Origin of the sequence: Siphonobacter sp. SORGH_AS_0500, from assembly GCF_031453245.1 — a bacterium.
In the GTDB taxonomy this organism is placed as follows: Bacteria; Bacteroidota; Bacteroidia; order Cytophagales; family Spirosomataceae; genus Siphonobacter.
The window spans coordinates 2,670,752-2,692,063 of record NZ_JAVIYT010000001.1 but is presented as its reverse complement, the minus strand read 5'-3'; the positions used below and the strand labels follow the sequence as shown (position 1 = coordinate 2,692,063).

General features: G+C 42.9%; 16 protein-coding genes. 8 read left to right on the top strand and 8 right to left on the bottom strand.

The genetic code is table 11. From position 1 onward, the window contains the following. The first annotated feature begins 87 nt into the window (after positions 1–87). A complete protein-coding gene (locus QE357_RS11435) occupies positions 88–1,641 on the top strand; it encodes a carbohydrate-binding domain-containing protein (protein WP_309707520.1) in 1,554 nt (517 codons plus the stop codon). 375 nt (positions 1,642–2,016) lie between these two features. On the opposite strand, the gene QE357_RS11430 is transcribed toward QE357_RS11435, so the two are convergent. Continuing rightward, the gene (locus tag QE357_RS11430) at positions 2,017–2,451 is read right to left on the bottom strand and encodes a hypothetical protein (protein ID WP_309707518.1); all 435 of its coding nucleotides are present in this window, start codon (positions 2,449–2,451) and stop codon (positions 2,017–2,019) included. Between the two features lie 807 nt (positions 2,452–3,258). Here QE357_RS11430 and QE357_RS11425 point away from each other — a divergent pair. Then, positions 3,259–3,795, top strand: a complete 537-nt coding sequence (locus tag QE357_RS11425; RefSeq protein ID WP_309707516.1) for a pyridoxamine 5'-phosphate oxidase family protein — start codon at positions 3,259–3,261, stop codon at positions 3,793–3,795. Between the two features lie 194 nt (positions 3,796–3,989). Here the strand turns inward: QE357_RS11425 and QE357_RS11420 are convergent, their stop codons facing one another. Together QE357_RS11420 and QE357_RS11415 are read right to left on the bottom strand one after the other, a co-directional pair. After that, entirely contained in the window at positions 3,990–4,544 is a 555-nt protein-coding gene (locus tag QE357_RS11420; RefSeq protein ID WP_309707514.1) for an HD domain-containing protein, read from the bottom strand. Between the two features lie 114 nt (positions 4,545–4,658). After that, a complete protein-coding gene (locus QE357_RS11415) occupies positions 4,659–7,478 on the bottom strand; it encodes a PQQ-dependent sugar dehydrogenase (RefSeq protein WP_309707512.1) in 2,820 nt (939 codons plus the stop codon). A gap of 207 nt (positions 7,479–7,685) precedes the next feature. Between QE357_RS11415 and QE357_RS11410 the strand changes: the two genes are divergently transcribed. Next, positions 7,686–8,399 (top strand): NrtR DNA-binding winged helix domain-containing protein, encoded by a 714-nt coding sequence (locus QE357_RS11410; RefSeq protein ID WP_307143134.1) that lies wholly within the window; start codon positions 7,686–7,688, stop codon positions 8,397–8,399. A 4-nt stretch (positions 8,400–8,403) separates the two neighbouring features. Here the strand turns inward: QE357_RS11410 and QE357_RS11405 are convergent, their stop codons facing one another. The 3 genes from QE357_RS11405 to QE357_RS11395 form a co-directional block, all read right to left on the bottom strand. After that, positions 8,404–8,964 carry a TonB-dependent receptor plug domain-containing protein gene (locus QE357_RS11405; protein ID WP_309707510.1) on the bottom strand — a complete coding sequence of 187 codons (561 nt, stop codon included), beginning with the start codon at positions 8,962–8,964 and terminating at the stop codon, positions 8,404–8,406. Between the two features lie 826 nt (positions 8,965–9,790). Next, positions 9,791–10,501 carry a DUF3307 domain-containing protein gene (locus tag QE357_RS11400; RefSeq protein ID WP_309707508.1) on the bottom strand — a complete coding sequence of 237 codons (711 nt, stop codon included), beginning with the start codon at positions 10,499–10,501 and terminating at the stop codon, positions 9,791–9,793. 90 nt (positions 10,502–10,591) lie between these two features. After that, the gene (locus QE357_RS11395) at positions 10,592–11,248 is read right to left on the bottom strand and encodes a SatD family protein (protein WP_106634718.1); all 657 of its coding nucleotides are present in this window, start codon (positions 11,246–11,248) and stop codon (positions 10,592–10,594) included. A gap of 841 nt (positions 11,249–12,089) precedes the next feature. Between QE357_RS11395 and QE357_RS11390 the strand changes: the two genes are divergently transcribed. The 3 genes from QE357_RS11390 to miaA are packed head-to-tail and all read left to right on the top strand — an operon-like array spanning position 12,090 to position 14,523. Then, positions 12,090–12,707 (top strand): LEA type 2 family protein, encoded by a 618-nt coding sequence (locus QE357_RS11390; protein WP_106634719.1) that lies wholly within the window; start codon positions 12,090–12,092, stop codon positions 12,705–12,707. Positions 12,708–12,764: 57 nt separating this feature from the next. After that, a complete protein-coding gene (locus tag QE357_RS11385) occupies positions 12,765–13,601 on the top strand; it encodes a hypothetical protein (RefSeq protein WP_309707505.1) in 837 nt (278 codons plus the stop codon). 1 nt (position 13,602) lies between these two features. After that, a complete protein-coding gene (gene miaA, locus QE357_RS11380) occupies positions 13,603–14,523 on the top strand; it encodes a tRNA (adenosine(37)-N6)-dimethylallyltransferase MiaA (protein WP_309707503.1) in 921 nt (306 codons plus the stop codon). Positions 14,524–14,567: 44 nt separating this feature from the next. Here miaA and QE357_RS11375 read toward each other — a convergent pair whose 3' ends face one another. Continuing rightward, positions 14,568–15,401 (bottom strand): DUF3298 domain-containing protein, encoded by an 834-nt coding sequence (locus QE357_RS11375; protein ID WP_309707501.1) that lies wholly within the window; start codon positions 15,399–15,401, stop codon positions 14,568–14,570. Positions 15,402–15,650: 249 nt separating this feature from the next. Further along, positions 15,651–16,904, bottom strand: a complete 1,254-nt coding sequence (gene pepT, locus QE357_RS11370; protein WP_309707499.1) for a peptidase T — start codon at positions 16,902–16,904, stop codon at positions 15,651–15,653. A 192-nt stretch (positions 16,905–17,096) separates the two neighbouring features. Here pepT and QE357_RS11365 point away from each other — a divergent pair, with 192 nt between their 5' ends. Together QE357_RS11365 and QE357_RS11360 are read left to right on the top strand one after the other, a co-directional pair. Next, positions 17,097–18,377: a citrate synthase gene (locus QE357_RS11365; protein ID WP_106634724.1), complete on the top strand. Its 1,281-nt coding sequence runs from the start codon at positions 17,097–17,099 to the stop codon at positions 18,375–18,377. A 393-nt stretch (positions 18,378–18,770) separates the two neighbouring features. Further along, positions 18,771–21,044 (top strand): NADP-dependent malic enzyme, encoded by a 2,274-nt coding sequence (locus QE357_RS11360; RefSeq protein ID WP_307143127.1) that lies wholly within the window; start codon positions 18,771–18,773, stop codon positions 21,042–21,044. Positions 21,045–21,312: the final 268 nt, after the last annotated feature.

The following is a 21,312-nucleotide window of genomic DNA, read 5'->3' as shown; positions in this document are numbered from 1 at the left end:
CAATGGTTTTGGGCTGCGTAAAGGTAAGTATTCCCCGACTTTCGGGTGAATTACTGCCAATATGAACGCCAATAAACAGTTTAGCCAATGAAGTATTCCAACCGGGAAAACACACCTTTAGCCTTTCGTGGCCAGTTAATCCTGATCTTAATAAGCCTGCTAATGCTGGCCTCCTGTTCGAAGGATAATGAAACAGTAGAGGATGCTTCTAAGGGGGCCAGCGTTTCCATTGATAGTGTTTCAACGATCTCGACGGCCATTGAAGGAAACACGGGCAAGGCCGAAAGCCCTGATGATTTACTAGCTAATGCTACGTTTACTTCTACGGTTACCATTACCTACGGCAGCACCATTACGGTTGATAACCCCCTGGCCGGGAAGGGAGTTACGGTTACCGAAAGTAACGGAGATGTAGTGGTAAACTCAACCGTTTCGGAAGTTGCCTACGTCATTAGTGGTACTTCGACAAATGGCTCATTAAAAGTATATAGTGACAAAAAATTCAAGTTAACCCTAAATGGGGTTAATCTGACGAATAATGATGGTCCGGCCATTAACATTCAGTCGAGCAAACGGGCTTTTATTGTTCTGGCGGATAATACCACCAATAGCCTGACTGACGGAGTAACGTATACTGCCAGTGATACGGAAGACAGGAAAGCCACTTTTTTTAGTGAAGGCCAATTAATTTTTAGTGGAAATGGGAGTGTAACTATCAAGGGAAACTATAAACACGCCATTTGCAGTGATGACTATGTTCGGGTGATTAGTGGCACAATTACCATTCCTTCGGCGGCGTCCGACGGAATTCATACCAACGACGCATTTATTGCTGATGGCGGAACGCTTACCATGACAACCGCTGGGGATGGAATTCAGTGTGAGGAAGGATATATCGTTATTAATGACGGAACATTTACGATTAACGTAGCCGACAAAGGAATCGCGGCTAGCTATGATACCGATACCACGATTGACCCTTACCTGACCATCAACGGAGGAACTTTTGTGATCAACTCTTCCGCCGGCGAGGGAATTGAAAGCAAAAGTGTACTAACTATTAATAACGGGGAGTTTACCATCAAAACCTCTGATGATGGGATTAATGCAGGAACATTCATTTACATTAACGGAGGAAATTTGTACGTATATAGTACATCGAACGATGGGATTGATTCAAATGGAAAGCTAACAGTAACGGGAGGTAAAATTATATCGGTTGGGGCTGGTTCACCCGAGGAAGGGTTTGACTGTGATCGCAACACTTTTAAAATCACCGGAGGTATTCTGGTGGGGATTGGTGGAGCCACGAGTATGCCAACAGCTTCCGTAAGTACCCAGGCTGCTGTAATAGTAGGCGGGGGTACTCTGAATCAACTTATACATATTGAATCAACTGATGGAGTAGAGGCATTGACTTTCCAGATTCCCCGGACGTATGCAACGATGATGTTTTCAAGTCCTAAACTCAAAAATGCTCAGAGTTATAAAATATATACCGGCGGAAGCGTAACAGGTGGCACGAACTTGAATGGACTTTACACGAGCGGAACCTATCAAAAAGGAACCGAGGTTTCGACCTTCACCATGAGTAGTTTGGTAACTAGCGTGGGTGGAAGTACCGGGCCGGGTGGTCGGTAGTTTTTCTTATCGTGAAAATCCCTTGTTATTATTATTGAAGTAATAACAAGGGATTTTTGGTGTGATAGATAATGTTAAAATGTATGAATACCATGAGGTAACTAAATTCATATGATTCTAATAGCGGGTTATTTAGTTATAATAATGCACGAAAATTCAGTTAAATTTTATTAACCTTATTGCTGGATTTAATTCAAAGCATATAGTCATAAAGGATGGGTTTTTATTTTTATATGCTATAGAATTTACTCTCTGTATTAAGAGAGAAGGTGGTAAAATTCATTTTAAAATTAAGTAATTATAAATTTATTCATTCTCTAAAATGGTAATCTTCCGTTGATTGGAGTATGAATGAAACCTTGCTTTTAAAGTAAATTATTTCTGAATATAATAGCGATTTATAATCTTTATGGCAGCCGCTTCATCTTTGGCACAGGAAGTGCAGAAAGTACCAATGCCATCGACCGGACCTTCATATTTCCAGGTAAATACCTTGTTGTACGTTCCTTTGGAATCTTTAACTAGTAAGGTGTTCCCGTTTGGGATAAGAGTCAAAACTAACTGATTCGGAAATTTTACCTGAAAGGAGTGCGGAAGCTTCCCTTTCCCCAAATATGTTAATCGCAAACTTTTCCGGTTCGCTCCGTAGGTATAATCAATAGTGGATCGTTGATTATTTCTTGCCCAGAAAGAAAATTCTTCATAAGTATCATGGCCAGGTGTACCCGTAGAATAGTTGGCTACTTGCTGAGCATCAGTATGATTATAACTTCCCCAAATCAGTACCAGAGCAAGCACGAAGTATTTCATAAGTCAAATGATTAGAAGTTGAGCTTTAAATATCTACGAGATAAAGGATCGTGCCGATTCATCATTATGCCGTGTTACTGAATTTCGAGAGAATAGGCTTAAATACTGGCGGGGCAGGTGGAACCTGCCATCATCTTAGCAACGAGATGAAATCTCGCACCAGTGGTTAACTCTTACGGTCATCTTGAACGAAGGGAGAGACCTTCGGTAGCCGTGGGACGGATCTGGGGTTATTAAGTTAGTTCCTCGCCGTCGCTCGGCTCTAGCCAAGTGACGGCGGGAATTGAAAACGCGGACTAACTTGATTTTGTTAAATGATACCCCAGATGCATTCGCAAAGTCAATAAGTTCCTTCGCTTTGCTCTGGATGACAGATCAGAGTCATCTTAACCCGAGGAAAAGGCAGCCTCTTTATTTTATTTCATACAGTTTTTAAGAAGTAATAATTGTTATTAACTAATGCGATAGCCTATAGCTCATAAAGTAAATTAGCTCTCTTCATAATATGATTTGAATAATTATTGTATTTAAAAATAGTTAGATAAAAAGGATATAGAATAACGAGAAATAGGAGTTATTGTAGTACTATAAAGTTAATATGATTCCTATTTTAAAAGGATTTTATGGATACTTGATAAGCTATTAATTAGGGCTTTTTGAGTAAGTATTAGTGTAAATATCTATCAATAAATGATAGTTCAAGATCAATAGTTGAAAGCGACAGTGATGCCTAAAATCTGAGACTCTAGTAAGGGTGGAACAATCTTTATACTTATAGAAGTAATAAACGTATAACTAGAATAGATCATGGACAGCATTAATCAGCAACAACCCGAAAAGAATAGAGAAAACCTCATCGGAGCGGAAGCCAGTGAGAAAATTAAGGAGTTAGTTGATAAAAATAAAACCTGCTTCTTCATTACGGACATTCAAACCAACGAGCCTTTGCACGTTCGGCCCATGTCTGTGCAGAAGATAGAAGAAGATGGAAGCCTCTGGTTTTTAAGTGCGGACGACAGTCACAAAAATGCGGAGATTCAGACTGACCACAAAGTTCAGTTGTTATTTCAGGGGTCTTCATATTCTGACTTTTTAAGTTTGTATGGAAATGCTACCATTTCAAAAGACAAAGCTACCATCAAAGAACTCTGGGAACCCCTCCTAAAAACCTGGTTTACAGAAGGTGAGGACGATCCTCGCATTACGGCTATTAGAGTAGATCCGACAGAAGGATATTATTGGGATAATAAACACGGTAATGCCGTTGCCTTTATTAAAACCGTCGCCGGAGCTTTGGTAGGCAAAACGCTGGACGATTCAATCGAAGGAAAAATACAACCTTAACTCATTATCTATTAGGAAGGAAATTCCCGATTTGCGGGTTTTCTTTCCTAAACGAATGAAACTAATTACTTAGGTATAAGATATACTGATGCGTTTGACTTAACCCAAGAAGCCATTCAGTAACGTTTTTCAAAGCGATAAGAAAAGAGTAGTTTAAGGGCTCTTTTGAGGGAGTTACGAAAAATCAAATCATATTACCTACCTCTAACTTTTCGCAAACCTTCTGACACTGCCTCTTTCGCTTTTTTATAGAGCTCTTTGTTCCCCCGATTCATTTTTTCCAGATTCATCTTTGCTTCGATCAAATACCTCGGAGCAAATCCTGAGCCTGACTTCATAATATCCAGGCTATTGTCCAGAATATCAGCATATTTAATAGTCTGAGCCGTCGCACTTATTTTTCCTAAACGTTCGGCTTCTTTAGTTTTTCGTTTGTCGCGATTCCACTTGGGATAGTCGGCGTGCGTATATACATCCGTTAGTTCGTGTACCCATTTTAACGTCTGGCGGGTTCCCTCCGGGCTGAACCGCTGTGACAAAAATGCAGACAATTCTTCGGAGGTAACTTCCGTATCTTCCAGCAGGTCATGCAAAAGGGCGGCTGCGATGATGGGTAACTCGGATGTAACCTCTTTACAAATTTCACTAACCCGAACTAAATGGTTTAGATAGGGTTCATCAACAAATTTTCGGCGTTGGCCTTCGTGGGCTTTTCGGGCAAAGTCGGTAATGGCTTTCAGTATTTCCATGATTTCTTCTTTGGGTTGTTTACAAAAAAGTAGAACCATCTCGAAATGTTCCTCAAACAAAAAGCTCTGCCATGCACGCATGACAGAGCTTTTGCTGAGGGGATGGTCAGATGACTAGTCTAAAAATCGGAGACTTGAAAAAGTCATCAACGGCTGGATTGCTTTGGCCTCCTCGTTCTTGAAGACCAAATACAAATCCTTGATTCCGTTGGTCTCTTTCAGTTTTACCCGAACAGGTGGACGATAAAAAGGATTCCGTTTTTTCGCCGCTGCCACTTTTGTAGAATCGCCAGACTCCAGTTCCGCCATGTACTTTTCAATATCAACGGGAGCGTCTTTTTTCAGTTTCGCTTCACCAATGAGTGGACCCGAAGGAGAGTCTGTATGAATTTCGACGGTACCGCCCACATTACCTTCCCGATCCTGAACGGTGATTCCCAGATCCATTTTCTTCACGCCCGTAAGGTCAATGTTCTTATACGTAACTACTGAGTTTGCGTAAGGAATAACATTGATCCCTTTGCCCATACCTCTCGCTTTCAATTCCGCACCTTTCACGGCATCGGCTGAAGAAGCATTCATTTCGGGACTACGCAAAACGATGAGTTGTTCAGACGTTTGAGAGGGAATAGCCTTGGCATTCAGATTATTACCCCGATCAGTATACGCTACCCGAACCAGAACGGAGCCCTTTTCATTGTCTCCTTCGGGAATGGTAGGTGTGATTTTTCCCTGCATGGGTAAGGTACTGAATTTCTTGGTCGTCACGTTCAGAATATAATCAACCAGCAAATTGGCATCCGCAACGGACATGGCGGGGTGGCCAGGCATGGCTACTTCGCCCCAAACGCCAACGCCACCGTTCCGAATTTTCTGAACCAACTGAGCTTTGACTCCACCATTACCTTTGTACTTGGTTGCAATATCGGTGAAGCTTGGACCTACCGACTTACTATTAATCTGATGGCAAACTTTGCAGTCACTCTGACTGATAAGAGTCTGAGCTACCGCGTATTGCGTGTTCGCATCGACAGTCCGTTGTCCCTGAATTACTTCTGCGTAATCAAAACCCTCCGAAGTATAATCAATACTCAAAGCCACCCGGTCGGCAGGAATTTTGCCGCTGGCCAAATTGCCATCTTCTTTATCCTCTACATTCACCGTATATTCAATGGCTTTGTTGGGGAAGAAGAATGTTTTGTTTCCGGTCAGTGCAATGTTCACTGCGGGGGGCTCATTACCCGCAATAATTTTTACCGACTTCGTGTTGGCGGCTCCTTTGGAGTCCGTTACGGTTAATGACGCCGTATAAACTCCGGCCTTATCAAGGGTTAAGGCGGGATTGGCCGTATTGAAAACTTTAGGCGTATTTCCCGGAGCCGTTACTTTCCACTGATACTTGAGAGCATCACCGTCATAATCTTTAGTGCCATCCGCCGAGAGTGTTAACTTCAAAGGAACGGTGCCCCCTTTTTTACTAGCCGAAGCCTGAACAATGGGTTTGCGGTTTCCGCTATTATATTCAATACGAACCAGTTTGGAGTTATCGCTTTTCCGGAACCAGTTGCTACCGTATTCCAGTACGTATAAATCTCCGTCGGGTCCAAACTTCATATCAATGGGTTCGATAGGAGGGTAACTGGGCAGCACCCGCTCCATGGATTGATAGTCTCCAGCCTCATTCATGGTAATGGCCATAATCCATCCACGGGAAAAATCAGTAACGATCCATTTACCTTCGTAGTAAGCGGGCCAGGGGCGTTTGGCTCCTTTGAAATCAGCCTGCCGATATACCTGTCCACCCGTTGCACTTCGGGAACCCGTTCCCACCAGTGGGAATTTTTCCGAAACCCCGTAAGGATAGTAAATGAAGTTTGGAGCAACCGGAGGTAACTCGGTTAAGCCCGTATTATTGGGAGAGTTATTGACTGGATGATTGGGGTCTTTTTTCTCAAGAGGTTTGTTAGCGGCATAATCGTAAACCGGAAAGGCCTGATTATCACCTACAAACCAGGGCCAGCCGAAGTTACCTGGCTTGCGGGCCTGGTTCAATTCGTCATAGCCGCGAGGTCCAATTTCTGAATCCTCCGTTGCATCTGGACCAACTTCACCCCAGTAGATATAACCCGTTTTACTGTCGATAGAAATTCTCCAGGGATTTCGGTGCCCCATCGAGTAAATTTCGGGACGTGTTTTAGCCGTGCCTTTTGGGAATAAGTTTCCTTCGGGAATGGTATAAGTTCCATTGGCCTCGGGATGAATGCGAAGGATTTTTCCGCGAAGGTCATTCGTGTTACCCGCATGTCCCTGATCATCCCAACTGGCCCGACCCGGACGCTCGTCGGTTTGGGCCGCTTTCTGATTTCCCGTATTATTACCCACGGTCAGAAAAAGGTTACCCGCTTTATCCCAAGTCATGCCACCACCGGTGTGACAGCAGACTTCGCGTTGCGTTGGAATTTCCAGCATGACTTTTTCTGAACCCTCTTTCAAACCATCCTCTTCGACTACCCAGCGAGTAAGCAAATGCTTGTGTTCGGTAGGGTGGGCGTAGAACAAATAGATCCAGTGATTTTTTGTAAAGTTGGGATCCAGTGTCATTCCCATCAGCCCTTCTTCAGCCTCTGAAACTTTCCCTTCTGCACTGGTATACTTGGTATTCACTTCGAGTGTGCCAAGTAGATCTACCGATTTCGTTGCTGGGTTGTATCGCTTCACAGCTCCCTTACGTTCTATGATATACGCAGAGCCATCTTTCAATACTTCAAAAGACATGGGTTCGTCGAGGTCCTCTGCCACAACTACGGGAGTGAAACGACTTTCATCCGGTTTTTCCTGAGGGACCTGATCCCTCGAAATAAATGAGGCTAACCCAATGGCCATAGCCAATGGACCTAACAAGGCGATCCGCTGATAGGTTCGTTTTCGCTTCATGTGCGTGATTCGTTGAAATTTTATACTAGGTTTATCGGATTTTAATGAGCGTTTTCATCGGGTTATTGATACTAATTATTCTCAGATCAATATGAAAATCACTTATTGTATCATCAGGATACAATAATCGGTCTAGAAATTTCATTATCCAATCTTTTAGACGTATTCTTGAAAAAATTGTATAAAAAGGCGTTTATTAGAGAGGTTATGAGTTTAGAAAATCCTTACATTCCTCAACTTTCGCTCGACTGTGTCATCTTTGGCTTTCATGCCAGTCAGTTAAAAGTGCTGGTTTTGCGTTTTAAAAACTCGGATTTTTTTGCTTTACCGGGCGGATTTATCCGGCAGGATGAAGATTTGAACGAGGCGGCTCAGCGGGTATTAATGGAAAGAACCGGATTGACCGAAGTATATCTCGAACAATTTTACACGTTTGGTCAGCGGGAAAGGGGAGAGGTAAAGATGCAACGGGAGTGGGCGGAAGCAAATAAACGGGACGTTCCCGAGTGGTTAGAAAAACGTTTTATCTCCGTTGGCTTTTATGCCTTGGTTGATTTTTCAAAAGTCGTTCTCACCACAGATGAAATTTCTGATTCCTGTGATTGGATTGACATTAACGAGTTACCTTCTCTCATGATGGACCATAGCCTGATGGTAAAAAAAGCTCTGGAAACTTTGCGATTGCAGTTAGACCAAAAGTGGCTGGTTTTTAATTTATTACCCGAAATATTTACCATCGCTGAATTACAAAAAGCTTACGAAACAATTTTAGGAAAAACGTTGCTGCGGACCAACTTTCAGCGAAAAATGCTGAGTCTTGAAATTCTGGAACGTATTGAAAAAAAATATACAGGTAAGGCTCATAAAGCACCTTACCTGTATCGATTTCAAAAAACAGAGGATGAAGATAAGTTTTACTGATCGGCTACTTTTTTAAAGTAATCACAACAACGCCATCTTTTGCTTTTTCACCGTATTGGCTTAAAGCTTGTTCGCCCTTTAAAACATTTACTTTTTCAATGGTATTAGGGTCAATAGCATTCATTTGATCTTGGGTTACTTCTTTGCCATTGACAAGAATGATTGGCGTTTTACCCGAGGACTTGATTTTAACTTGATCCTTAGTTGTAATATGTAGAACTCCATTTTTTGCTTTGCTGAGAATTTCGGGATTATCCCCAAAATTCTTCTGAATGAAATCATCAGGAGTTTTTTTGAAAACTTCAACTGAACTAATTTGATCAGTAGTTAAATCTTTTTCTAATTTTTCTTTAGACCAAACTTTGTCATTGACAAGGATAACTACATTTTTATCCAATCCATTAATTTTTATTCTGTTCCCTTTCGAAGAAAGACTGGTGGTTTTGCCGATTTTGATAACTTTTTCTTGAGAAGTAGGAACAACTTCAGAGCGTTTACTACAGCTACTCGCCCCTAATAATGACAGTAGAGTAGCAGAGAGAATTAAGATTTTGCTGTTTTTCATAAGTGACAAGGTATAAGTGAGATAAATGATAATCCGATTACATCCGAAATATAGTTGATTATTCCGAAATATTCGGAATAAGTTAGACTTTTAACTTTCATTAAGATTTGAGAGGGATATATGGGATCTATTCAAACACCAATAGGTACGGTTACTTTAAGTAAAATACTAAGATTTAAAAAGTGAATAATAAGGATATACTTAAATACTTAAATTAATAATTAACCAGAAGTCATTAGTCAGGAATCAGCTCTTGAGTGGTAGCTAAATAAGGAATCTAGGGAAGGAGCCGTAGGGAACAATCGGGCAATTGTTTTTTTAATTAAGAGATCTGATTTGATAGATAGAGAAAATCTTCAAAGAGAATTACTGGATTTATACTTTTCTGTATTAAGAGGAGGAAGTGAAGCTTTTCGAGAAGATTGAGACGATTCTAACTAATCTGTTAACTAAATAAATAGTTCATGATTGGGAGTCTTTCTAACCAAGGAATAGCCATCATTAAGTTTCTTCAGAATTCATGAATGGTTAAATGGGGTATACCTTTTATCAAGGATCAAATAGGCTGAGGGATAAGCATCAAAATACACTTGCCAAGCTTCGTTAGAAACAGAAAAACGGCAGTGGAAACTGCCGTTTTAAATTGTACAAAATCAAGATTTCGTCTGAAATTTCCTTCTAAAATGCGGAAAGATGCGTAACATCTTAGCCTTATAGAGTATTTTGATTAGAATAATTATATAGTAAATTCATTTAGTTATAAAATTACCTTTACAGGTAGCTAATCAGAATGCTCTGAGAATCGTGTGAATGGGTAAAGGGTCAGTCAGAAACGCTCTATCAAAACCTCAGCGGCTGCCGCCAAGGCAATTGCTGCCCCATAACTTAATAGGGTACCGATTAACACGTACTCTGATTTGGGGGTAGCCTGTTTTTCCTCACTGAATCGTAGTAGCGATTTCGCTGCAATCAAAAAGCCGATGGCATCATAGTGATTGGCAAAAATCAGAACAATGATGATGATGCGTTCCACAAGCCCAATCCACATACCCGCTCGATCCAGGCCACCGGTACTATGCAGGTTGAGTTGATCCTGCCATCGCCGAGTAGCCATGTTGATAAGAATAGAAACGGGGAAGGTCCCCAGTAAAAAAGTTACCATTACGATCAAGCTATCTACATCGGAAAGTAAGTTACTCCATAGATAGGTCAGATTCCGATCGATGAGATAAAGCCAAGCCAAAATGAGTACGACGACATGAGCTACCTGATCGAGTAGAAAGTTCCGAACTTTGGCCTGCGAACGTCGGTCGGCCTCCAGCTTCCAGATGTCAATGCACAAATGCAAAATGGCTATGACTAAAGCAACGATCCACTGATTCCAGCTATTCAAAAATAGCCAGGTCAATAAAAAATGTAAACCCGCATGAGCATACAGATAAGGTGATTTATAACTACGTTGTTCTTTATCTTTTACCCATGCATGGCTCTGTAGGAAGAAGTCTCCCAGAATATGAGCAATCAATAGTTTTAGCATAATGAGTAGTTGAGAGGTGGTGTACATATTTTATTGTAGTCAATATGTTTATTATACAGTAATTGATGTATAATAAATGTTGTATTCAATTTATTTTGAATTAATGCACTGCAAAACAACTGTATAAAATCTTTTGACGAACAAATCAACGGCATTCCAGGAAGCGGCATTCGACCGCTGGTTCACTGCCGACTGCGTTATACCCAGCGTTGCAGAAATGTTCACTTCGGTGTGACCCAATAGCTTTAAATACATAATATCAGCCTGGGCTGCGGTCCACTTACTGGTAATGGTTTCGAGTAATACGAGTCCCGTATTGATTTCTGCATCCAGGGCGGGCCAGGAAGACTGAATTTCTATACGATTAGGATGCTTCTTCATCCCATCTAAAAGACGCCCTGAGTAATGAAAGGCCTCGCCATCTGACTCAGACAATTTAGGCGATTTATAGGCTACTGTACCGATTCCAATGCCAATTCGGGCATCCAGATTCTGTCCAGAATAAAAATCGCTTTTCAGGTAGGAGCGAATAAGCAGGGCTACTCGTAAAGCCTCGGCTGGCGTATCCAGTAACCCTTGAAAACTATCTCCTCTGAATACTTCAAATGGAATCTTCAATTGTAATTCGTTCTTCGCTTCCAGACGTGTAAAGAGATAGTCAAGATTCTTCATCAGGACTTTCCTTTCTGGAATCACTAGCTTCGTAGAATCCACAATGTCGCCTGTGAGTACAGCAAATACTTTCATTTTATAAGCTATTTATCTAATAATATTCAAATATAAGCTGTTTGTCTAATACTATAAAATTATAAGCTAATTAACTTATAAAATATTATATTTTAGGTTGTACTAGAAAATTGACTGCCCATTGCCCTGAGCAGTCTGGTTATGCGAAGAGATTGTGTAAAACTACAATCGTCGGCCCTGATGCGAATCATGACTTTTGAAGTCTTCACTAATTAAAAACCGGAAGACGATCCTTTATTTCTCTCAGCAGAATATGCTTAATATTCCTACCTCTCATTTCGAATGAGGGGAGAGACCTTCCGTGGGAATGGGACGAAATCAAAGAAGGATTGATCAATTTAGCCGTTACCCAATACGCTAGTAAAGCCCTCCGTCCAGAATGACAGAAGAGAGTAGGAAATAATGCTTCTATCATTTTACTTCTTAAACGGAAGTAGCTAGTGTCTAAGGGGAATAAAAGAATGAATCGAGAGGGGTTAAAACCCATTACGAATAAACTGGTGACTTTTTTATTCGTATATGGGTGGGTTGGATAATGAATAATTGTTGGCGTTACATAATAAAGTGTCTCTGATATCTATCAGATCAGTAGAATGTAATAAGGTATGGAAAGTGAATAGAAAAGATTTTTGCGGTAGCTATATATGGAGTAAAAGGCCGTAGTTAATAATTATTAACTAGATAAATATTATTGAATACAAATAATTTGTCAATAGAAATGTTATGTAATTATTGAATGCATTAATTATTGTCCATTTTAGAATAGTCAATAGTTTTAGTATAGATATGGGCTCAGTTTTTTAGAATATTTTTGTTGCATAAAAAGGCATTTCCCAAATCCATGAAAAAAATAATCTTATGGGGTTCGCTTCTGCTGGCAGCAGGTACGCTGAGCCGTTGCGGTGTAAACAAACAAATTGCGGAAGCGAAAGCTCTGGGCGATTGTCGCTACGATGTAACCTCCGCAGATAGCATTTATCTAGCTGGTGTAGACATTCGGGAGTTCAAGAACTTCGAAGCCCTTAATCCGTTGAAATTTCCACAGTTAGGAGCGGCATTGCTGCGTCAAAATGTGCCTTTAGATGCCCGGGTAAACCTGAATATCCAGAATCCAACGGGTAGGGCCGCCGGAATCAATCAATTGGAGTATAAAGTGCTGCTAACGGGGCAGGAGATTGCCACTGGGTTCATTAATGAGCGTATTTCGGTCGCTCCGGGCTCTAAAACGCAGGTTCCCATCCGAGTGTCGACAAACGCCTATCAATTGCTTTCTGATGCCAAAACGCGGGATTCGTTCATTCAGTTTGTACAGAATCTGGCGGGTAACAAATCAGCCAAGGCTAGTAAGTTAACCATCAAGATCAAGCCTACGCTTTCTTTAGGGGGAGCTCGGGTAAACTATCCGGGTTACATTACCATCGACCAGGAAGTGACCAATAAAATTCTGATTGGAAGATAAGATTACCCCTAGAGAAAAGAAAGGGTGGGGCATGGCTCCGCCCTTTTGTTTTACCAAATGACTTCATTACAGAACACGATATTTCGCGAGACGTTTGAACAATTCCTCTGGCAGGAAATGGAGGGAGAGGACTGGGTAAAAGCGGGTGAAGGCCAGTATGAAAATGAAGCCCGTCAATTGGCTATAGCTCTCAAAGTAGAAACGGATAAAATTGTACTTTTACAAGAATTAGACTTTTACGAAAGACGGGGTTGGCAAGTGATTCAATTATGGCAGGATGTATGGGAGAATCAACCTTCCATTGTGAAAAGTCGGCTGAAGTCTTTGCTTGGAAAATCAGCCCGAATTCCGGGGCGGCTGACGTTTGTAACACCGATTGAATCTGATTTTTTTAAAGAGTTTTTGAAAAAGAACCATTTACAGGATTCGGCTAAATGTCCCTATCGCTACGGCTTATTTTTAAAAAATAAGCCACAAAACCAGCTTTTTTTAAATGACCCAACCATCGTTAATGACTGTGTGGCCGTGGCTGGCTTCGGCCCTGTACGTTTCATGCCTGGCCGGGGAGAAAACTACTATTCAGGAGAATTAATTCGGTTTTCTAATGTGCTGAATCATACAGTTGTGGGCGGACTGGATAAATTGATCAAAGCCTTTTTGCTTGAACATCCCGTGCAGGATTTAATGACCTACGCTGACCGGGATTGGTCAACTGGTAAAAGTTATGAACGGCTCGGTTTTAAGCGTGTAGGAACAACACTGCCACAGGAGTTCTGTCTGGATTTAAAAACGAATATTCGGCATTACCCACATCGACTCAAAAAGGATTTTTCGGGAGAATTCAGGGAAGTGTATAATTCCGGTAATTACAAGTACATCAAGTTTTTAAGTTAATATGAGCGAGTTACAAACGCTTCAGCCCTTCGTTATTCTTGGGCCGACGGCTTCGGGCAAAACCCGTCTGGCGGTGCAGTTAGCGAAAGAATTTAATGGAGAGATTATAAGCGTCGATTCCCGGCAGGTATACCGGGATATGACGATTGGGACAGGGAAAGATCTGTCCGAATATGAAAATATACCCTACCATTTAATTGACCTGGTTGACGCCGGTACCGCTTATAATCTAGCGGAATTTCAACGAGATTTTCGAGAAAAGTTTATTGAAATCAAGGATCGTCAAAAAAGACCCGTGTTGTGTGGAGGGACGGGTTTATACCTGGAAGCGGTGCTTAAAAACCATCAGTATACAACCATTCCGAATGACTTTAAGCTAAGAACGGAATTGGATACCCTGACGGATGAAGAATTACAAAGTCGCTTTTCTCTTCTGCATTCCGCGTTTCATGCGGTCGCAGATCTTTCTACGCGGAAACGGACGATACGAGCCATTGAAATTGCGGAATACCTGCAAAATAATGCGTTGGAAGCTCGCCCTGAACTAACGTTAAATCCTCTGGTAATGGGCTTAAATCCACCCGTTGAAATCCGTCGGGATCGTATTACCAAACGTTTACGGGAACGATTAGAAAACGGAATGATTGAAGAAGTAGAGGCTTTACTGAATCGGGGCATACCTGCGAACCGACTGATGTATTATGGTCTGGAATACAAGTTCATAACTGAATATCTGGAAGGAAAATGGACGTATGCGTTACTCTTTGAACGATTGAACGTAGCCATTCATCAGTACGCTAAACGGCAGATGACCTTCTTCCGAAAAATGGAACGGGATGGCTTAACTATCCATTGGCTGGAGGGTTCGCCTGACGAAAATCTAATGACTGCTCGAATGCTTATCAAAGAAAACGGCGAATGAACCTGAAATCATTCGCCGTTTTTTATAAAGGTAATGGTATCCAATTATTGCACTGGATTACTCAATAATCCATCGCTTTTAATAATGCTTTTCAGCTCTGCGTAAGGAATCATAATTTCCGTTGGACCTTCAGCATATGACTTGATTTCCATCGCATTATAGCGGAATAATAAGCCCTCTTTCTGGATGCTGAAATTGTCATTTAAAGCAAAGGCATTCCCCGTAAAAAAGTAACGATCTCCGTAGGCATCCCCGTCTTTTAATCCTTCCTGTTTACGGAAAATTTTCTCGGCTACGGTCGAAAGAGTCTTCTCGTAACCTGGCTTAAATAATTCGGAAAGATTAATCCGGTGTCCGTTCGTAGTGAAGTTAGCGTATTGCGTGAACGTAACGGGATGAGCACCGCCAGAGTAATTGTAGCTGAAAATCGAAACGACAGTCAACTGAGGCGTTTGTCGGATTACCTCGGTTTTTACTTCACTCGCCCAGGCTCCACCTAAAATGGGTTCATTCGGAAAACGTTTTCGCTGATCGGTAATAAAGTCATCGAAGCCTGCCACAAAGTCCTTTACGACGGTATTCGGGCTGGCTTTCTTCATTTCTTCTGTACTGCTCTCTCCGTCCAGGTAACCCGAGGCCGCAACACTGGCCCGAATAATGCTGTCGGTCAGAGCTTTGTTTCCTTCAAAAACAGGATACGTGAAGCTGGCTTTCGCACACAAAGAGTCGGGACGTACGCATAACTGACTCTGAACGGAATCGCCTTTGATTTCATAGGCGGGGGCGTCCGAACCTTTGGCAGAGGACTGTTCCGATTGTTTGGACTCACAGGACGCCAATAGAAGTAAGGCGGGGAATAAGAGGGTTACTTTCTTCATAGTGTTCATGAATGGGACTGAGAACGGCTTGAATGGGCAGAAGGATGACCAGAAAAGGCTCTAGTTACGTTTGGGGCTGTTTGTTGTTCAATAGAAATGGTGGTAAATGGATCGTTAACCGTAAGAAGGTCGTGCCATAAAGCCATTTCAGTACGTTTGGAGCTAACATTCGGAAGTAAGGTTAACCCTTGCCTTCGGTGAGGTGTGAAAGTAACCAGAACTTCCGAATTACCCAGCTCAAACGAATAATTATGACTTTTCGGCCCAGATTTGAGCCAGATTTACGATGACTTCCACGGCTTTTTCCATGTCCTGACGTGTTACCCATTCCTGACGGGAGTGAAAAGCGTGCTCGCCTGCAAAAATATTGGGGCAAGGCAAGCCCATGAAGGAAAGTCGGGAACCGTCGGTACCCCCGCGAATGCTCATTTGCTTCGCCACAATACCGCTGCGTTCAATAGCTTCCAAAGCATATTGAGCTACTTGTGGATGCTGATCGAGTACCTCTTTCATGTTCCGGTACTGCTCCATAACCTTGAAGTCAATGCTGGAATTTGGATAATGCGTTAATACCTGATTGGTAATCTCTTTCAGAAAGGCTTCCTTTTCGTGCAGGCCTGCTTCCGAAAAATCACGGATGATGAATTCCAGTTCGGCTTCTTCAACCGTTCCATTCATGAAAGTCGGATGAACAAAGCCTTCCATCGCTTCCGTCGTTTCGGGCGAAAGGCGATCTTTAGGTAAAGCAGCCAGAATGTCTCCGGCAATCTTGATGGCACTTTCCATGCGTCCTTTGGCAAAACCGGGGTGCTGACTAACTCCCTGAATGCGAAGGTGAACGGCGTCGGCAGAGAAGGTCTCATCTTCCAGCGAACCCAGCGTTTCGCCGTCAATGGTATAGCCGAAGTGAGCACCGAGTTTCGCCAGATTTACGTGTTCTGTACCACGTCCTACTTCTTCATCAGGCGTGAAGAGGATCTTAATAACGCCGTGTTCAATTTCGGGATGCGTAATGAGGTAATGAACCGCATCCATAATTTCAGCCACACCGGCTTTGTTATCAGCTCCCAACAAAGTAGTTCCAGAGGCAGTAATCAAATCATTCCCAATCTGAGCGGCCAGGTCGGGGTGATCTTTCTGGCGAATCACCTGTGTGGGGTCATCGGGCAGAATCACATCGGAGCCATCGTAATTTTTGTGAACCAGGGGTTTGACACCGGCCCCGGAGCAGTCGGGCGAGGTATCCACGTGCGAACAGAAGCAGATCACCGGAATATTCGTTTTGCCGGAGGTAGCTGGTAACGTCGCATAGACGTACCCGAATGCATCCAGTTCAGCATCCGTAATACCCATTTCCAGAAGCTCCTGAACGAGTATTCGGCTTAAATCTTTCTGTTTTTCAGTAGAAGGAGAGGTTTTTGAATGCGGATCGGATTGCGTATTGACCTGAACATAACGTAAAAAGCGATCGGTGACGGTAAAATTATAATTCGCTGAAATCATTGATAGTCAATAGAATAAGGGATTTGTACAAAATTATATAGCAAATTAGCAAGTTTTTTTGCGGAATGGAGGCCGCTTTTTTACGTCATTCAAATTTATTTTTGTGCCGTGTGAAGGGTTTTTGTGTATTTTCGCTGTCATCAAAACGATGCCTCTCCTTAGCATGGCCATTGCCAAATAAATTTTTGCTTTATGTCTGATTTTGCAGAACTGTCCGTTGAAGGTAAAAAGTATCAACTTCCCATCGTAGTAGGGACGGAGGCTGAAAAAGCCCTCGATATTAACAAACTTCGCGATGAATCGGGATACATCACGATTGATTCTGGGTACAAAAACACTGGTGCTACGAAAAGTGCAATCACTTTTCTGGATGGTGAGAAGGGTATTCTGAACTACCGTGGCTATAGTATCGAAGATTTAGCAGCGAAAGCGACTTTCCTTGAAGTCGCTTATTTGCTTATTTATGGAGAGCTTCCCACTACTGAGCAATACGCTGAATTCGAAGGAGCGATTCGTCGCCACACGATCGTAAACGAAGGCGTACGTACGATCTTTGAAGGATTCCCCGTGAATTCGCACCCCATGGCGACGCTTTCCTCGCTGGTAAGCTCCCTGAGTGCCTTCTATCCAGACTCGTACGAAGGAAAAGACAATTCTGACCGTCATATCATTCGCTTACTGGCGAAGTTGCCTACAATTGCCAGCTGGAGCTATAAACGGGCGATGGGCCACCCGATGAACTATCCTAAAAATGATTTGGACTACTGTTCAAACTTTTTACACATGATGTTCTCGCTGCCCGTTGAGAAATACGAAGTAGATCCCGTGGTTGCTTCAGCCCTGAACACGCTGTTGATCCTCCACGCCGATCACGAACAAAACTGTTCGACTTCGACGGTACGTCTGGTCGGCTCTTCTCAGGCCAACCTGTACTCTTCGATTTCGGCGGGTATTAGTGCTCTCTGGGGACCTCTGCACGGCGGTGCTAACCAGGAAGTAATCGAAATGCTCGAAGCGATCAAAGCCGACGGCGGAGACGTTAGCAAATACATTGATATGGCTAAAAACGCGAAAACAACGGGCTTCCGTTTGTTCGGTTTTGGTCATCGTGTGTACAAAAACTTCGATCCCCGGGCGAAAATCATTAAGAAAGCAGCCGACGAAGTACTGGCGAAACTGGGCGTGAATGATCCCGTTCTGGAAATCGCAAAAGGACTGGAAGAAGCTGCTTTGAACGACGAATACTTCGTTGCTCGCAAGTTATACCCCAACGTAGATTTCTATTCAGGTATCATCTATCGTGCTTTAGGCATCCCAACGAACATGTTTACCGTTATGTTCGCCATCGGACGTCTGCCCGGCTGGATTGCTCAGTGGAAAGAAATGCGTGCGGCGAAAGAACCTATTGGTCGTCCTCGTCAGATTTATACGGGTGCTACGCTTCGCGAATTCGTTCCTATCGAAAACCGATAGTCACCGAACTGCTATTCAAAAATGTGGGCTTGTTCCCACATTTTTTTTGCCTTTACTTTTTCATGGCTTTTATGGGAAAGGCTTCCTCGGTTCGGGGAGGCCTTCTTTGTTAGGTAGTGAGCGGAAAAGATGATTGCACCGTACTCAAAATATTAGAACGTTTCTTTCAAACCTGACCGAAGGATGTTTGGATTTGTTGTGAAATGGTAAATTGAAAGATCAGAATCTTTTGGAAGAGGAGAATGAAACGATTCATTAGGGGCTTCTGGAGGCAATAAAGAATGCTAAATTTTGACACCAGCCTCGGCCTAAATGCACTACCTTAGTGGCCTATCGTACTTCTGAAGCGTTTTCCAGGGATTGGAAGACGTGCTTCTAAAAACTAACGCATGCATGGAAGAGAAAAAAAATCTTCGCCGTCAGGATGCTTTGGATTACCACTCCAAAGGCCGTCCTGGAAAGATCGAAGTGGTTACTACGAAAGAAACAGCCACTCAACGCGACCTCTCACTAGCTTATTCGCCCGGTGTTGCAGAACCCTGTCTCGCTATTGCTCAAAATCCTGAAGACGTATATACATACACCGCCAAGGGTAACCTCGTAGCGGTCATCTCCAACGGTACGGCTGTACTGGGACTGGGAGATATTGGTCCAGAGGCGGGTAAGCCCGTTATGGAAGGGAAAGGCGTACTTTTCAAGATTTATTCAGATATCGACGTCTTTGATATTGAGCTGAATACAAAAAACGTCGATGAATTTGTTCGGACGGTAAAAATCCTTGAACCGACCTTCGGCGGTGTGAACCTCGAAGATATTAAGGCTCCCGAGTGTTTCGAAATTGAAGATCGTCTGCGGAAGGAACTGAAGATTCCCGTCATGCACGATGACCAGCACGGAACGGCGATTATCTCCGGTGCTGCTCTGTTAAACGCTCTGGAAATCGTTGGAAAGAAAATCAGCGAAGTAAGATTCGTGATTAGTGGAGCCGGAGCGGCGGCCATTTCCTGTACAAAAATGTACGTGAATCTGGGAGCCCGTAAGGAAAACATCACGATGTTCGATAAAGACGGTACGATCTGTCTGGAACGCGATAACATCTTTGATATTCAGCGTGAATTTGCCGTAGAGAAATCCATTTCTATGGTAGACGCGGTCAAAGGTGCCGACGTTTTCATTGGATTAAGTGCGGCCAATGTCCTTTCGCAGGATATGGTGCGGAGCATGGGGGATAACCCCATCGTTTTTGCCATGGCTAACCCTTCGCCTGAAATCTCTTACGAAGACGCTACCGCGGCTCGTCCTGACATTATTATGGCGACGGGACGTAGTGATTACCCCAATCAGGTTAATAACGTCTTAGGTTTCCCGTATATCTTCCGGGGAGCTCTCGACGTGCGGGCCACGGGCATTAATGAAGCCATGAAAATGGCCGCTACGTATGCTCTTGCCGAATTAACTAAAGAACCCGTCCCCGATATTGTAACGATTGCTTACAACGAGAAAAACCTGTCTTTTGGCCGGAATTATATCATTCCCAAGCCGATGGACCCTCGTTTATTAACCAAAGTAGCTCCCGCAGTAGCGAAAGCAGCGATGGAGTCAGGCTTAGCAACCCAGCCCATTGAAGACTGGGAAGCTTACGAGCAGGTATTAGCGAAACGCTTAGGTCAGGATAACCAATTGACCCGTGCCATCGTCAACAAGGCGAAAAAAGATCCTAAGAAAGTAGTTTTTGCCGATGCCGAAAGTCAGGCGGTATTGAAAGCTGTTCAGCAAGTATGGGACGAAGGCATTTGCGAGCCTATTTTATTGGGTAACCAGACTAAAATTCGCCAGCTCATCAAGGAAGACCGTCTGGAACTGGAAGGCATTCAGATCATTGATCCTCGTTCGGAGGAGGCCAAATCGCTGGCGGATGAATTTGCTTCGGCTTTCTACGAAAAACGCAAACGCCGGGGAATTAGTCCCGCTGATGCCCAGCAATTTATGCTTCGTCGGACGTATTTCGGTGCGATGATGGTAGAGACGGGCAAGGCCGACTGTCTGATCTCGGGTCTGACGCGTAACTACCCCGATACCATTCGTCCTTCCTTGCAGATCATTGGTCGCCGGGAAGGCATTAGTAAGGTGTGCGGTATGTACATCCTGTTAACGAAAAAAGGCCCCTTATTCCTTTCTGATACGACGGTTAACTTCAATCCGACGGTTGAAGAACTCGTTGAAATCACGGAATTAACGGCGAATTCAGTGGAAAGCATGGGTGTTAAACCCAGAATCGCTCTGTTAACCTATTCTAACTTCGGTACGGCTGACGGTGAAGATGCTGAAAAAATGCGGAAAGCTACAGCCATCCTCCGTGGAAAGCATCCCGATTGGGTAGTAGAAGGCGAAATGCAGGCTCACCTGGCCTTTAATACCGATCTGGTGAAGCAACAGTATCCTTTCTCTGATTTAGCGGAAGAGGGAGCCAATGTGTTAATTTTCCCTAACCTGTCCGCCGCTAACATTGCCTATAACTTACTGAAAGAAGTAGGGGATCTGGAATACATCGGCCCTGTTCTTTTAGGATTGAAGAAACCCGTGCACGTATTGCAGTTGGGTAGTTCCGTTCGGGAGATCGTAAATATGGTGGCCATTGCAGTTACGCAGGCTCAGGAAATCCGGTAAAATACATTAGGAATCTCGTTGAAAGTTCCCGTCCGGTTTTTCCGTGGCGGGAATTTTTTATACATAAAAGTAAGTCTATTTCGCAAGCAAGAACTTGTAATGAAATGAGTATTTGTTTAAGTGTGTATTTCATTAAATAAGTAAATAGTGATTCAAGTAAAAGAGGTTATGATTAAATAATGATTTACGGAAATTATCAATTACTTATTTCAATAAAGAATTATTTAAGTAAATACACATTTGTAAAGAACAGTTAATCAGTGCCTTA

What these genes read in the sequence shown, in the direction of transcription:
- QE357_RS11435 (WP_309707520.1), top strand. Translation starts at nt 88, where the DNA reads ATGAAGTATTCCAACCGGGAAAACACACCTTTAGCCTTTCGTGGCCAG.
- QE357_RS11430 (WP_309707518.1), bottom strand. Translation starts at nt 2,451, where the DNA reads ATGAAATACTTCGTGCTTGCTCTGGTACTGATTTGGGGAAGTTATAAT.
- QE357_RS11425 (WP_309707516.1), top strand. Translation starts at nt 3,259, where the DNA reads ATGGACAGCATTAATCAGCAACAACCCGAAAAGAATAGAGAAAACCTC.
- QE357_RS11420 (WP_309707514.1), bottom strand. Translation starts at nt 4,544, where the DNA reads ATGGAAATACTGAAAGCCATTACCGACTTTGCCCGAAAAGCCCACGAA.
- QE357_RS11415 (WP_309707512.1), bottom strand. Translation starts at nt 7,478, where the DNA reads ATGAAGCGAAAACGAACCTATCAGCGGATCGCCTTGTTAGGTCCATTG.
- QE357_RS11410 (WP_307143134.1), top strand. Translation starts at nt 7,686, where the DNA reads ATGAGTTTAGAAAATCCTTACATTCCTCAACTTTCGCTCGACTGTGTC.
- QE357_RS11405 (WP_309707510.1), bottom strand. Translation starts at nt 8,964, where the DNA reads ATGAAAAACAGCAAAATCTTAATTCTCTCTGCTACTCTACTGTCATTA.
- QE357_RS11400 (WP_309707508.1), bottom strand. Translation starts at nt 10,501, where the DNA reads ATGCTAAAACTATTGATTGCTCATATTCTGGGAGACTTCTTCCTACAG.
- QE357_RS11395 (WP_106634718.1), bottom strand. Translation starts at nt 11,248, where the DNA reads ATGAAAGTATTTGCTGTACTCACAGGCGACATTGTGGATTCTACGAAG.
- QE357_RS11390 (WP_106634719.1), top strand. Translation starts at nt 12,090, where the DNA reads ATGAAAAAAATAATCTTATGGGGTTCGCTTCTGCTGGCAGCAGGTACG.
- QE357_RS11385 (WP_309707505.1), top strand. Translation starts at nt 12,765, where the DNA reads ATGACTTCATTACAGAACACGATATTTCGCGAGACGTTTGAACAATTC.
- miaA (WP_309707503.1), top strand. Translation starts at nt 13,603, where the DNA reads ATGAGCGAGTTACAAACGCTTCAGCCCTTCGTTATTCTTGGGCCGACG.
- QE357_RS11375 (WP_309707501.1), bottom strand. Translation starts at nt 15,401, where the DNA reads ATGAAGAAAGTAACCCTCTTATTCCCCGCCTTACTTCTATTGGCGTCC.
- pepT (WP_309707499.1), bottom strand. Translation starts at nt 16,904, where the DNA reads ATGATTTCAGCGAATTATAATTTTACCGTCACCGATCGCTTTTTACGT.
- QE357_RS11365 (WP_106634724.1), top strand. Translation starts at nt 17,097, where the DNA reads ATGTCTGATTTTGCAGAACTGTCCGTTGAAGGTAAAAAGTATCAACTT.
- QE357_RS11360 (WP_307143127.1), top strand. Translation starts at nt 18,771, where the DNA reads ATGGAAGAGAAAAAAAATCTTCGCCGTCAGGATGCTTTGGATTACCAC.